The organism is Streptomyces fragilis, assembly GCF_003112515.1.
GTDB lineage: Bacteria > Actinomycetota > Actinomycetes > Streptomycetales > Streptomycetaceae > Streptomyces > Streptomyces fragilis.
The window spans coordinates 539,929-552,746 of record NZ_BEVZ01000006.1; the positions used below are offsets into that span (position 1 = coordinate 539,929).

10 protein-coding genes are annotated in these 12,818 nt (G+C 74.4%); 4 read left to right on the plus strand and 6 right to left on the minus strand.

The window, feature by feature from the left end; all coding sequences use genetic code 11:
• Nucleotides 1-396 precede the first annotated feature (396 nt).
• From Sfr03f_RS23265 to Sfr03f_RS23290, 6 genes are all read right to left on the minus strand, one after another.
• Nucleotides 397-1,098 (minus strand): putative N-acetylmannosamine-6-phosphate 2-epimerase, encoded by a 702-nt coding sequence (locus tag Sfr03f_RS23265; RefSeq protein ID WP_108955924.1) that lies wholly within the window; start codon nt 1,096-1,098, stop codon nt 397-399.
• On the minus strand, nt 1,095-2,042 hold the full coding sequence (locus tag Sfr03f_RS23270; protein ID WP_108955925.1) for an ROK family protein: 948 nt from the start codon (nt 2,040-2,042) through the stop codon (nt 1,095-1,097). The genes Sfr03f_RS23265 and Sfr03f_RS23270 overlap by 4 nt, the downstream gene beginning before the upstream one ends.
• On the minus strand, nt 2,039-2,998 hold the full coding sequence (locus tag Sfr03f_RS23275) for a dihydrodipicolinate synthase family protein (RefSeq protein ID WP_108955926.1): 960 nt from the start codon (nt 2,996-2,998) through the stop codon (nt 2,039-2,041). The genes Sfr03f_RS23270 and Sfr03f_RS23275 overlap by 4 nt, the downstream gene beginning before the upstream one ends.
• 91 nt (nt 2,999-3,089) lie before the next feature.
• Nucleotides 3,090-4,574 carry an exo-alpha-sialidase gene (locus tag Sfr03f_RS23280; protein WP_108955927.1) on the minus strand — a complete coding sequence of 495 codons (1,485 nt, stop codon included), beginning with the start codon at nt 4,572-4,574 and terminating at the stop codon, nt 3,090-3,092.
• A gap of 67 nt (nt 4,575-4,641) precedes the next feature.
• Entirely contained in the window at nt 4,642-5,613 is a 972-nt protein-coding gene (locus tag Sfr03f_RS23285; RefSeq protein ID WP_108955928.1) for an acetylxylan esterase, read from the minus strand.
• Nucleotides 5,614-5,878: 265 nt separating this feature from the next.
• Nucleotides 5,879-6,631 (minus strand): FadR/GntR family transcriptional regulator, encoded by a 753-nt coding sequence (locus tag Sfr03f_RS23290; RefSeq protein ID WP_108955929.1) that lies wholly within the window; start codon nt 6,629-6,631, stop codon nt 5,879-5,881.
• 142 nt (nt 6,632-6,773) lie between these two features.
• Between Sfr03f_RS23290 and Sfr03f_RS23295 the strand changes: the two genes are divergently transcribed.
• The 4 genes from Sfr03f_RS23295 to Sfr03f_RS23310 all read left to right on the plus strand — a co-directional run bounded on the left by Sfr03f_RS23295 (nt 6,774) and on the right by Sfr03f_RS23310 (nt 12,417).
• The gene (locus tag Sfr03f_RS23295) at nt 6,774-8,369 is read left to right on the plus strand and encodes an ABC transporter substrate-binding protein (protein ID WP_108955930.1); all 1,596 of its coding nucleotides are present in this window, start codon (nt 6,774-6,776) and stop codon (nt 8,367-8,369) included.
• A gap of 78 nt (nt 8,370-8,447) precedes the next feature.
• A complete protein-coding gene (locus tag Sfr03f_RS23300) occupies nt 8,448-9,398 on the plus strand; it encodes an ABC transporter permease (RefSeq protein ID WP_108955931.1) in 951 nt (316 codons plus the stop codon).
• Complete coding sequence (locus tag Sfr03f_RS23305; RefSeq protein ID WP_108955932.1) at nt 9,398-11,371, plus strand: dipeptide/oligopeptide/nickel ABC transporter permease/ATP-binding protein; 1,974 nt, start codon at nt 9,398-9,400, stop codon at nt 11,369-11,371. The genes Sfr03f_RS23300 and Sfr03f_RS23305 overlap by 1 nt, the downstream gene beginning before the upstream one ends.
• Nucleotides 11,368-12,417, plus strand: a complete 1,050-nt coding sequence (locus tag Sfr03f_RS23310; RefSeq protein ID WP_108955933.1) for an ABC transporter ATP-binding protein — start codon at nt 11,368-11,370, stop codon at nt 12,415-12,417. Before Sfr03f_RS23305 ends, Sfr03f_RS23310 begins: the two co-directional genes overlap by 4 nt.
• Nucleotides 12,418-12,818: the final 401 nt, after the last annotated feature.

The following is a 12,818-nucleotide window of genomic DNA, read 5'->3' on the forward strand; positions in this document are numbered from 1 at the left end:
GCGCGGCGCAGGCCCACGCGGGTACACGGCGCGGCGCAGGCCCGCGCAGGCACACGGCGCGGCGAAGCACGCGGGTACACGACGCGACGCAGAGCCACGCGGGTTACACGACGCGGCGCAAGCCCGCGCAGGCACACGACGCGGCGCAGGCCCGCGCAGGCACACGGCGCGGCGAAGCACGCGGGTACACGACGCGACGCAGAGCCACGCGGGTTACACGACGCGGCGCAGAGCCACGCTGGCACACGACGCGGCGCAGGCACGCGCAGACACAGGCGCCGACCAACCGCCGTGCGGGTGCACCCGCACGGCGAACCGCTGTCCGGGACGCCGCCCGTGAGGCACGGCGCCCGCGCGGGCACCCAGGTCCGGGCGGCGCGGGGGGCCACCTCCCGGTCAGCGCGGGAGGGCCTCGGCGAACAGGCGGGTCAGGGCCGTGGGGGCGGTGATGGCGGTGCCGACGACCACGCTCGCCGCGCCGGCCGCCAGCGCCTCGGCGGCCTGGGCCGGCGTCGCGATGCGGCCCTCGGCGACCACCGGGACGTCGATCGCCGCGGCGAGTTCCGCGACGAGCGCGAGGTCGGGTGCCGTCTGCCGCGGGGAGCCCGGCACGTAGCCGGACAGGGTCGTCGAGACGAGGTCGGCTCCCCGCGCCGCCGCCTCCCGCCCCTCCGCGAGGGTGGAGACGTCCGCCATGACCTGGGCTCCGGCCGCGTGCACCGCGGCGACGAGTTCGGCGAAGGTGCTGCCGTCGGGACGCGGCCGGGCGGTCGCGTCGGCCGCGACGACGGCCGCTCCCGCCTCCACCAGGGCGAGCGCGTGGCGCACGCCCGGCGTGATGTAGACGCCGGTGTCACCGTCCTTCCACAGGCCGATCACCGGCAGGCCGACCGCCGCGACCGTGGCGGCGACGACCTCGGGGTCGTTGACCCGCACGGCCGCCGCGCCGCCGGCCTCGGCCGCCATGGCCATCCGGACGAGGGTGCCGGTGTGACGCATCGGGTCGCCGGGAGGCGCCTGGCAGGAGACGATCAGCCGTCCTCCCAGGGCGTCGGCCGGACGCGGCTGCGGAAGCGGGGGCGGGGGCGGCGGGGTCATCGGGGAACTCCGGTGGTGTGGGGATCGTGCAGCGGCAGGGTGCGGGTCAGCGCGGCGGCCCCGAGAACCGCGGCGTCGGTTCCGCCGCGCGGCGGCGTGGGACGCAACGCGCGGAGCGGGGGCATGAGTTCGGCGGTGAAGGCGGTGCGCAGGGCGTCCTGGTACAGGGCGCCGATGCCCGGCACGCCGCCGGCGACGACCACCCGGTGCGGGCCCAGCGCGTTGGCGAGGCCGCCCAGGACGCGGCCGGCCGCGCGGGCGCCGAGGGTGATGGCGGCGGTGGCGTGCGGGTCGCCGAGGGCGGCGCGGGCGGCGACGGTCTGCAGCCGGTCGGCGGGCTCTCCGCCGAGCCGTGCGTAGTGGGCGGTGATGGCGGGCCCCGCGGCGATCGCCTCCAGGTGACCGGTGGCGCCGCAGGTGCAGGGCAGTCCGTCCGCCTCGGGGCTCGGCAGGTGCCCGAGGTGACCGGCGACGCCGCCGGCGCCCTGCAGCATCCGTCCGCCGGCCGCGACGGCGCCGCCGACCCCGGTGCCGACGGCCGCGTAGATCAGGGTGCCGTCCCCGCCCAGGTCCGCCAGCTCCGTGGCCGCGGCCGCCCGGACGTCGTTGTCGCAGGCCACCCGCAGTCCGGTGCGGGCGGCGAGGCCCGCGGCCAGGGCGGTGCCGGCCCAGCCGCGGATCGTGTCGGTGGCGCTGGTGACCGTCCCGGACACCGGGTCGATCACCCCGGCCGCGGCGACGCCCAGCCTGGTGACGCCCGGCACCCGGACCTCGCGGGCGGCCTCGGCCAGGGCGTCCAGCACCGCCTCGGCCCCGCCCGTCGCCGGGGTGGGCCGGGTGTGCCGGACCAGGACGGTGCCGTCGGCGCCGACCAGGGCGGCGGCGATCTTGGTGCCGCCCAGGTCGAGGCCGACGACCGGCGCCCGGGTGTCGCGCCCGGTCATCGGACCGGCAGCAGCGCGGCGTCGCGCAGATGCCGCTCGACGTGGGCGACGCAGACCTCGTCCAGCTGGATCTGCGAACCCGCGGTGGTGCCGTGCGTGAACACGCCGAGCAGCCGCAGCGCGTGCTTGAAGGCGCCGATGGCCGACGAGTTGCGGCCCATCTCGCTCTCGGGACCCGCGTCCACCAGGCCGAACAGCTGGACCAGCCGCTCCTGCTCGGCGACCGCGCGGTCCAGGTCGCCGCCGCGCACGGCGTCGTAGAGGCGGACGTAGCCGGCCGGGTCCACGTTGCCCAGACCGGGCACCACCCCGTCCGCGCCGGCCAGCAGCGCGGCGTCTACGGTCAGTTCCGAGCCGGTGAGGATGCTGAAGGAGGGGGCGGGGCCGTCCGCGCGGCCCGCGCGTCCGCCCAGGGCGACGATCAGGCGGCGCAGTCCCCCCTCGTCCCCGCTGCTGTCCTTCAGGCCGGCCAGGGTGCCGTCCTCGGCGAGCTCGCGCACCAGGGCGGTGGAGAGCTTGCTGTGCACGGAGACCGGCAGGTCGTAGGCGTACAGCGGCAGTTCCCCCCGCTCGCGGACGGTGCGGAAGTGGAGCGCGATCTCGCGGGGATGCGTGCGGGCGTAGAAGGGGGCGGTCGCCACCAGGGCGTCGGCGCCGGCCTTGCGGGCGGCCTCGGCGTGGACGAGCACCCGCGGGGTCGTCATGTCGATGACGCCGGCGAGCACCGGGACGCGTCCCGCGGCGGCCTCCACGACGGTCTCCAGGGCCACGGCCCGCTGCCGGTCGGTGAGGAAGGCGACCTCGCTGCTGGAGCCCAGGGCGAACAGCCCGTGCACTCCCCCCGCGACGAGGTGCTCGACGAGGCGTGCGAGCGACGCGGTGTCGACCTCGCCCGACGCGTCCAGGGGGGTGCAGACGGGCGGCACGACGCCGCGCAGTGGCTGGGACGAGGACATGGGTGTCTCCTGGGGCTGTGCGAGGGGTGGTTCGGGAGGGGGTCGGCCGGCCGCCGGGGCGGGGAGGTCCCGGTGGCCGGCCGGGCTCGGCCTACGGGGCGGTGACCGGGAGGGTCGCGTCGCCGTAGGAGTGCTGGGTGCCGCGGACCTGGTAGGCCGCGGTGACCGCCACGTTGCCGGCGGCGGTGCCGGCCGGGACGGTGACGGGGATCTTGACGTTGGCGCCCTGGCCCGGCTTGAGCGCGGGCATCGTGACGGAGGGGGCGCTCCAGCCGGAGGGCAGCTTGAGCGAGACCGTGCCAGAGGGGAGGTCGACGTCGTTCTGGCTGACGACGCGGACGGTGACCTCGGTGGTGCGGCCCGCGGGCAGGGCGGCGGGCGGGGTGACGGTGACCGGGGCGCAGACTCCGCCGAGCCACTGGAGGTCGAAGGAGGAGTACGTGATGTGCTGGTAGTTGGCGCGCTCCCACAGGAGGCCGACCCGGGCGTTGCCCATGCCGTCGCCGAGCGGGGTGAGCGTCGAGTAGGCGGCGGAGCCGGCCTCGACCACCTTGCGCACCGGCCAGTTCTGTCCGTTGTCGCAGGACAGCCGGACGGTGAGGTTGCTGCGGCTGTTGGTGGTGGCCGTGTTGCTGAACAGCAGCCAGGAGGCTCTCGGGTGGGAGGGGGCCGCGTCCGGCGCGAACCGGACGACGGAGCCGTTGTTGGCGGGGTCGGGCAGTTCGGTGTCGCGCTGGAAGGGCGTGTAGGTGACGCCGCCGTCCGAGGAGTGGGCGACCGTGCGGTAGGGCGCGGAGCGGTTGTTCAGCATGACGCGGCCGTCGGACAGCTCGACGGTCTTGTTCTCGTCGCCGCCCGGTCCGACGGGGGTGCCCATCCTCCAGGTGGCGCCGTGGTCGTCGCTGTAGGCGCTGACCGCGTAGTTGGCGCCGTTGTCGCGGATGGCGTACTGCTGGATCAGCCGGCCCTTGTGGGCGCCCTGGCGCAGCTGGATGCCCTCGCCGGAGGCGGCGAACATGCCCGCCCAGGCCGGGTTCTTGATCTCGGCGGTGATCCGCTCGTGCTTCCAGGTCAGGCCGTCGTCGTCGGAGTAGCTGTAGTCGGCCTGCAGGACGTTCGGGTCGCTCTCGTCGTTGCCGGTCGCCGAGCCGAAGAAGCCCTGGTTCACGGAGGCCGCGTAGAAGACGAAGATCCGTCCCGTCACCCGGTCCACGAGGAGGCTCGGGTCGCCGTACCCCTGGGGCGCGGCGTCCTTGCGCACCACCTGCTGCGCCTGCCAGGTGGCGCCGCCGTCGGTGCTGCGGCGCATGACGACGCCGAGGTTGCCGGGGAGGTCGCCGAGGGTGGGGCGGGCGTCGTAGGCGGCGATCAGGGTGCCCTTGGTGGTCCTGGTCAGCGCGGGGATGCGGTAGTAGGGGGAGCCGGTGCCCGCGGTGGCGATGTCCTGCGAGGTGAGGGCTCCCGCGGCGGCCGCGGCGACGGAGCCGCTCTGCGCGGGGGCGCCGTGGGCGCCGGTGGTGAGGCCGAGCAGGGTCAGACAGGCGGTGCCGAGGACCAGGGAGACTCTTCGCTGCATGGACGTGCCTCTTCTCGGGAGTGCGGTCGGACGGTCGGGACGTGCGCGGAGCGGTGGAACACCGGGTCTAGGAGGCGGAGAAGAGGTCCTTGACCCAGGCGAGCTGGGCGCGCCGGTGGTGACCGCCGCCGCCCTCGTGGCCGTTGAACTCGTAGACCCGCAGGTCCTTGGGGCCGCCGTAGCGGTGGTAGGCCGCGAAGCAGGTGGAGGGCGGGCAGACGGCGTCCATCATGGCGACGGAGAAGAACGCGGGGGCGGTGGCGCGGGAGGCCAGCACCGCGGCGTCGACGTAGGACAGCGAGGTGAGGACGGCGTCGGCACGGTCGCGGTGCAGGCTCAGGTACTCCGCGATCTCGGTGTACGGGGGCTGCCCGGCGATCTGCGCCCCGCGCCGGATGTCGCACAGGAACGGGACGTCGGGCATGACGCCGGCCAGGCCGGGGACGAGCGCGGCCACCGCGAGCGAGATGCCGCCGCCCTGGCTGTGCCCGGTCACCACGATCCGGTCGGGGTCGACGGCCGGGTGCTCCCGGGCCGCCTCGACGAAGCGCACGGCGTCCGTGAACAGCCGCCGGTAGTAGAGGTCGTGGGGATCCTCGACGCCGCGGGTGAGGAAACCGGGGACCTCGCCGTTGAGGGTGGCCGTGTCGGGGGTGTCGCCCCCGGCCGTGGACCAGCCCTGCCCTCGGGTGTCCATGACGAGGTGCGCGTAGCCGGCGTTGGCCCACAGCACCTGCTCGTGCGCCAGGCCCCGTCCCCGGCCGTAGCCGAGGAACTCCACGACGCAGCCGAGCGGGAGACCCGCGCCGGCGGGCAGGTGCAGCCAGCCCCGAACGGTCTCGCCTGCGAAGCCGGGCACGGCGACGTCGAAGGTGGTGACCTGGGTCAGGCCGGTGTCCACGGGCGTCCAGCGGGGGGTTCCGCCCGCCGCCCGGGCCTCCCGCAGGGTCAGGTCCCAGAACGCGTCGAGGTCGGGGGGTTCGTGGAGGTCGGGCCGCAGTGCGAGGCACTCGGCGAGGGTGAGGTCCGTCAGTGGCATGAGGAGTCCGCCCCAGTCGGTGTGGGAAGAACAGACGTCTGATGTCTGCTGTTGAGGGACCTTAGAGATCCACAACGCGGCCGTCAAGAGCGGGGCACCGCGGTCGTCGCGGGCGGGGACCTCGGGCATCGGGGGCCGGCCGCGGCGGTCACCGCGGGCCGAGCGCACCGGCCGTCGCGGGCGAAGTGCCGCCCCGCCCTCCCCAGTTGGACGACGGTGGGGCCGGCCCGTGACCCGGACCGGCCCCACCGCGGGAAACGCCCGGTCAGCGGCGGGCGCGGGCCTCGGCGATGCGCTGGCGGACCGGCGCGTAGTGGTCGGTCAGCGCGGCGGCGAACCGCACCGGGTCCCGGTCCCGGACGGCGTCCACTATGCGCTTATGGTGGGCGATGGTGGCCACTTCGTGCTCATGGGTGAAGACGTCCAGATGTGGCGCGACGATGACGTACACGTCCCAGAACGCCGTGGACAGCTGCCCGATGAGGTCGTTGCCGAGGGGGGCGAGGAGCAGGGTGTGGAAAGCGCGGTCGGCGACGACGAAGCCCTGCCCCTCCCCCGCCCCGGCCCGGCGCATCTCGTCGACGTGGCCTTCCAGCCGCTCGATCTGCTCGTCGCTGAGCGACTCCACGAGGCGTTCCGCCATGCCGCGTTCGAACAGCTCGCGGACGTCGACGAGGTCGGACAGCACCTGGAAGTCGTCGTCGGGGCTGAGCAGACCACGGAAGGTCAGGCTCTCGACCAGCGCGGAGAGGCTCAGCCTCCCCACGTACGTCCCGTGGCCGTGGCGCACCTCGACGATGTCCAGCGCGGTCAGGATCCTGATGGCCTCCCGGACGCTGGAGCGGCTGGCGCCCAGCGCCTCGCACAGGGCCGGCTCGGTCGGCAGCGGGTCCCCGGGGCGCAGCTGGTTGCGCAGGATGTAGGCCTTGATGCCGTCCACGACCTCCTGTCGCAACGGCTGACGCGCCGGTCTCGGCTCCGGCTCCGCACGTCGGACAGCTCCTTGTCCCACCGCCACCTCTTGACCCCTCTCCACTGTCGGGCTACGTTCCCACGCTATCAAGGGTCGGACATCAGACGTCTGATGCATCCGGAGCAGACGCCGTCCGCACCCCGCTTCTTCCTGATTCGCCCGTCATGTCTCCCGCCTGGAGGAACCTTTGTCCCCGCGCAGCACTGCCGGCGTCGACCGCCGCGCCTTCCTCAGACTCACCGGCGCCATCGGCGCGGCGACCGCGATCACGGCCGGCCTGTCCGCCTGCGGGGGCCCGGGCAGCACCGCCGAGGGTTCCTCCGCCTCCGGCAAGGGCGCCGACACCCTGGAGGCGGGCCTGTCCTACCCGCTCTCCACCGGCTTCGACCCGATGATCACCTCGGGCGCGACGCCGTACGCCGCGAACATGCACATCTTCGAGGGCCTGGTGGACCTTGACCCGGCCACGCTGGTGGCGCGTCCGGCGCTGGCCACCGAGATGCCCAAGAAGATCAACGCGACCACCTATCGCGCGACCCTGCGCGAGGGCGCGACCTTCCACGACGGCTCCCCCGTCACCGCCCAGGACGTGGTCTTCAGCTTCGAGCGGGTCCTGGATCCGAAGAACGCCTCGCTGATGGCGCAGTTCGTGCCGTTCATCGACCGCGTGGTGGCGGTCGACGCGTCCACGGTCGAATTCAAGCTGAAGCACCCCTTCGCGCTGTTCCCCTCGCGCATATCCGTGGTGCGCATCGTGCCCGAGAAGATCGTCGGCGCCGACGCCAAGGCCTTCGACGCCAAGCCGGTCGGCTCCGGTCCCTTCCGCTTCGTGTCGGCGGTCCGCGAGGACAAGATCGTCATGGAGGCGTACGACAAGTACAACGGCCCCCACCCGGCCAAGGTCCGGAAGATGACCTGGCACCTGATGTCCGACCCGTCCGCCCGGGTCAGCGCGCTCCGCTCGGGCCGGGTGCAGGCGATCGAGGACGTGCCCTACATCGACCTGAAGGGCTTCACCGGCGACGACAAGGTCGAGTCCGTGCAGTCCTTCGGGCTGCTCTTCCTGATGTTCAACTGCAAGGACGAGCGTTTCGCCGACAAGCGGGTGCGCCAGGCGCTGCACTACGCGCTGGACACCGAGAAGGTCATCTCCACCGCGCTGCTCGGCCACGCCGAGTCCGCCACCGGCTACGTGCCGGACACGCACCCGGACTACCACAAGGCCGCCACCGTCTACGGCCACGACCCGGCGAAGGCCAGGAAGCTGCTGGACGAGGCGGGCGTGAAGAAGCTCTCCTTCACCCTGCTGGTCACGGACACCGGCTGGGTCAAGGACATCGCCCCGCTGATCAAGGAGAGCTGGGCGGCGGCCGGCATCGAGGTGAAGCTCGACATCGCCCAGTCCCCCGCCCAGTACTCCAAGGTCGACAAGGGCGACTTCGAGGTGCTGGCGGCGCCGGGCGACCCGTCCGTCTTCGGCAACGACGCCGACCTGCTGCTGCGCTGGTTCTACTACGGCTTCTGGCCGGAGAAGCGCTACGGCTGGACCGGCTCGGACGCCTACAAGAAGGTCAGGTCGCTGCTCGACGAGGCCGCCCGCGAGGCCGACGGGGCCCGGCGCAAGGAGCTGTGGGGCGAGGTCACCGACCTGGTCGCCGACGAGGCGGCCCTGTACCCGGTCCTGCACCGCAAGCTGCCCACCGCCTGGCGCGAGGGCACCCTCACCGGCTTCAGGCCGCTGCCCACCACCGGTCTGTCCTTCGTCGACGTCGGTCGCGCCTGACCTCGTCCGCCCGGACGCCGGGCCGCCGCCGTCCCCCGGGCGGCGGCGGCCGTCGCCCCGATCTCTAGGAACCTCACGATGGTTGCTTTTCTCCGGCTCGCGCTGCGCCGCGTCGCGATGATGCCGGTGATGGTCCTCGGCATCGCCCTGCTGGTCTTCGTGGTGCTGCAGTTCTCGCCGGCCGACCCCGCGTACAACGCGCTCGGCGACTCCGCGAGCGCCGAGGCCCGTGCGGCGTTCGCCGCGGCGCACGGCCTCGACGACCCGCTGCCGGTGCGGTACTTCGCCTTCCTGGGCGATCTGGCGCGCGGGGACCTCGGTGTCACCGTGCCGCCCAGCCAGCCGGTGGCCGACCGGATCGCCACCGCGTTCCCGCTCACGCTGCAGCTGACGCTGCTGGGCCTCGCGCTGGCCGTCGTGCTGGCCCTGGTCCTCGGCGTCATCAGCGCCGTGTACCGCGACCGCTGGCCCGACCAGGTCTTCCGGGTGCTGTCGATGGTGGGCATCGCGCTGCCCTCGTTCTGGCTGGGCGTGCTGCTCATCCAGCAGTTCGCGCTGAACACGCCGCTCTTCCCGACCGGCGGTTACGTCAACCCCGCCGACTCCTTCGGCGGCTGGCTGCGCGGCATGACCCTGCCCGCCGTCGCGCTCGCCCTGCCGGTGGCCGCCTCGCTGGCCCGCCTGGTGCGCACCGCGATGGTCTCCGAGCTCGACCGGGACTACGTGCGCACGGCCCGGGGCAGCGGGCTGCCGCCGTTCCTGATCATCCGGTCGGTGCTGCGCAACTCCCTGATCACGCCGTTGACGGTGCTCGGCGTCAAGGTCGGCTACATGCTCAGCGGCGCCGTGGTCATCGAGGCGATCTTCGACCTGCCCGGCATGGGCAAGCTGATCCTCGAGGGCGTCACCGGGGGCGACGTCGCACTGGTCCAGGGCACCGTGCTGACCATCGCGGTCGCCTTCCTCGTGGTCAACGTCGTCGTCGACCTGCTCTACCTGCTCGTCAACCCGCGTATCAGGACGGTGTGATGTTCGCCCCCCGATCCCTCGCCGAGCGGCTGTCACCCGGCACCCGCCTGCGCCGTCTGCCGGCGCCCTCACGGATCGCCCTGGTGATCCTCGTCGTCGTCGTGCTGGGCGCGGTGTTCGCACCCCTGCTCACCCAGGACCCGCTGGCCACCGGCGTCCCCGCGCAACCGCCGGGCGCCAACCACTGGTTCGGCACCGACCGGGCGGGCCGTGACGTCTTCGCCCGGGTGGTGCACGGCGCGCGCTACTCCCTGGTCATCGGCCTGGGCGCGACCCTGCTGGCCCTGGTCGCCGGCTCCTGCCTGGGCGCCCTGGCCGCGACCTCGCGCCGGTTCGCCGACGAGGCGGTGATGCGTTCGCTGGACGTCGTCATGTCGTTCCCGCCGATCGCCCTGGCCGCCGTCCTGGTCGCCGTGTTCGGGCCCAGCGTCCCGGTCATCATCTTCACCATCGCGTTCGTCTACTCGCCCTCGCTGGCCCGCGTGGTGCGGGCCAACGTGCTGGAGCAGTACGGCGAGGACTACGTCGCGGCGGAGCAGGTGATCGGCGCCCGCCGCGGCTACATCGTGGCCCGGCACGTCGCCGTCAACTGCGCGGCGCCGGTGCTGGTGTTCGCGACCGTCATGGTGGCCGACTCGATCATCTTCGAGGCCAGCCTGTCGTTCATCGGCGCCGGGGTGCAGGACCCCGACCCGAGCTGGGGCAGCGTGCTGGCCTACGGCCGGCAGATCCTGCTGTCCGGCGGCTGGTGGGCGACCCTCTTCCCGGGCCTGTGCCTGCTGGTCACCGTGCTGGCCCTGAACGTCCTCTCCGAGGGCATGACGGACGCCGCCGCCTCCCCGGACAAGGCCCGCGCGGGCGGGGCGGGTGCGGACAAGGACGTCGCCGCGGCCCCCGCCGCCGAGGACGCAGGGGTCGCCGCCGCGCTCACCGAGCTCGCGGTCCGGCTGGAGGCCACCGAGCCCGCCGTGCCGGCGCTGCCCGAGGACGCCCCCGAGCTGCTGGTCGTCCGCGACCTGACGATCCGCTTCCCCGACCGCTACGGCGACACCCGGGTCGTCGACGGCATCTCCTTCACCGTCCGCGAGGGCGAGACCCTCGGCCTGGTCGGTGAGTCCGGCTGCGGGAAGTCCGTCACCAGCCTGGCGGTCATGGGCCTGCTGGCCCGCAACGCCGAGGCCGAGGGCGAGATCCTCTACCGGGGCCGGGACCTGCTGAAGCTCTCGCCCAAGGAGCGCCGCGCGCTGATGGGCCCGGAGATCGCCATGGTCTACCAGGACGCCATGTCCTCGCTCAACCCGTCGGTGCTGATCGGCACCCAGCTGAAGCGGCTGACCTCGCGCGGCGGCACCAGGACGCCCGCCGAGCTGCTGGAGCTGGTCGGCCTGTCCCCCGAGCGCACCCTGCGCAGCTACCCCCACGAGCTCTCCGGCGGGCAGCGCCAGCGCGTGCTCATCGCCATGGCCCTCTCCCGCAGCCCCCGGCTGCTGATCGCCGACGAGCCGACGACCGCGCTGGACGTGACCGTGCAGGCGCAGGTCGTCGAGCTGCTGGTCGGGCTGCGCGACGAGCTCGGTTTCGCGATGGTCCTGGTCTCGCACGACCTGGCCCTGGTCGGCGACCTCGCGCACCGGGTCGCGGTGATGTACGCGGGACAGGTCGCCGAGGCCGGCGACACCCGCGCCCTGCTGACCGACCCGGCGCACCACTACAGCCGCGGCCTGCTCGGTTCCGTCGTCTCCCTGGAGGCGGGCACGGAGCGGCTGCACCAGATCCGCGGCGTCGTGCCCGCGCCCCGGGCGTTCGGTGACGGCTGCCGGTTCGCGTCCCGTTGCGCCGCCGCCACCGAGCTGTGCGCCACCACCCCGCCGCCCACCGCCGACCGCGGCGCCGCCGGGGAGGACCACCGGTTCGCCTGCCACCACCCGGCGCCCGCGCGGCGGCCGGCGAAGCCCCTGGAGAGCGCCCGATGACCGCCCCGAAGGACACCGCCATGGACCCCCTCATCCGGCTCGACCACGTCCACGTCCGGCACCGGGCGCGCAGCGGCGGGCTCTTCCGCCGGGACGCCGTGCACGCCCTGACCGACGCCACGCTGGAGGTGCGGCGCGGCGAGATCCTGGGCCTGGTCGGCGAGTCCGGCTGCGGCAAGTCCACGCTGGCCCGTGTGGTGACCGGCCTGCAGCGCCCGACCGAGGGCCGGGTGCGCTTCCGCGGCGAGGACCTGTGGGGCATGACCGCCGCGGACCGCCGCGAGCGGTTCGGCCAGGCCGTCGGCGTGGTCTTCCAGGACCCGTCCACCGCGCTGAACCCCCGCCTGTCCGTCCGGCAGATCCTGCGGGACCCGCTGGACGTGCACCGCCGGGGGACCCGCGCCGAGCGGGAGAGCCGCGTCGAGGAACTGCTCGACCTGGTCGGCCTGCCCGGCCACACCCTGGAGGCGCTGCCCGGACAGCTCTCCGGCGGCCAGCGCCAGCGGGTGGCCATCGCCCGGGCCCTCGCCCTGGAGCCGGAGCTGATCGTCGCCGACGAGCCGACCAGCGCCCTGGACGTGTCGGTGCGCGCCCAGGTCCTCAACCTGCTGGTCGACCTGCGGGCGCGCCTGGGCCTCGGCATGGTGTTCATCTCGCACGACGTGCAGACGGTGCGGTACCTGGCCGACCGCATCGCGGTGCTGTACCTGGGGCGGGTCGTCGAGGAGGGCGGGGCCGCGCGGGTCACCGGCGCCCCGCGCCACCCGTACACCGAGGCCCTGCTGTCCGCCACGCCCAGCCTGCTGGAGCGCCCCGAGCGCATCGTGCTGCACGGCCCGGTGCCCTCGGCCACCAACCCGCCCTCCGGCTGCCCGTTCCGGACCCGCTGCTGGAAGGCGGACGACGCCTGCGCGACGGTCTTCCCGGCGGCAACGGAGGGGGTGGACGGTCACCGCTGGCACTGCGTCCACCCCCAGCCGGGCGACGGGGCCGCCCCGGAGCCCTCCCCTGCGGGGGCCGCCGCCGTCACCACCACCACGGGCTGACGCCGCCCGGCGCGGGGGCGGGGTCGGGAGTCCGTTTCCCGTGCCCCCTCCCGCGGGCGGAGGTGCGTTACCCTCCCCGCTCCCGCGGGCGGAGGTCCGTTCCCCTCCCCCCTCCCGCGGGCGGAGGTGCGTTTCCCCTCCCCCGCCCCCGCGGGCGGAGGTGCGTTACCCCTCCCCGCTCCCACGGGCGGGGGTGCGTTCCCCGTCCCCGCCCCCGCGGGCGGGGGTCCGTTTCCCCTCCCCGCCCCGCGGGCGGAGGTGCGTTACCCGTCCCCGCCCCCGCGGGCGGGGATCCGTTTCCCCTCCCCGCCCCGCGGGCGGGGGTCCGTTTCCCCTCCCCGCCCCGCGGGCGGAGGTGCGTTTCGCGTCCCTGGTGCGGCAGGCAAAGGACCCCGTGTGGA

Bases quoted from the DNA above. Each gene is read 5' to 3' on its own strand.
- Sfr03f_RS23275 (WP_108955926.1), bottom strand. From the start codon at position 2,998: ATGTCCTCGTCCCAGCCACTGCGCGGCGTCGTGCCGCCCGTCTGCACC.
- Sfr03f_RS23310 (WP_108955933.1), top strand. From the start codon at position 11,368: ATGACCGCCCCGAAGGACACCGCCATGGACCCCCTCATCCGGCTCGAC.
- Sfr03f_RS23270 (WP_108955925.1), bottom strand. From the start codon at position 2,042: ATGACCGGGCGCGACACCCGGGCGCCGGTCGTCGGCCTCGACCTGGGC.
- Sfr03f_RS23300 (WP_108955931.1), top strand. From the start codon at position 8,448: ATGGTTGCTTTTCTCCGGCTCGCGCTGCGCCGCGTCGCGATGATGCCG.
- Sfr03f_RS23305 (WP_108955932.1), top strand. From the start codon at position 9,398: ATGTTCGCCCCCCGATCCCTCGCCGAGCGGCTGTCACCCGGCACCCGC.
- Sfr03f_RS23265 (WP_108955924.1), bottom strand. From the start codon at position 1,098: ATGACCCCGCCGCCCCCGCCCCCGCTTCCGCAGCCGCGTCCGGCCGAC.
- Sfr03f_RS23285 (WP_108955928.1), bottom strand. From the start codon at position 5,613: ATGCCACTGACGGACCTCACCCTCGCCGAGTGCCTCGCACTGCGGCCC.
- Sfr03f_RS23280 (WP_108955927.1), bottom strand. From the start codon at position 4,574: ATGCAGCGAAGAGTCTCCCTGGTCCTCGGCACCGCCTGTCTGACCCTG.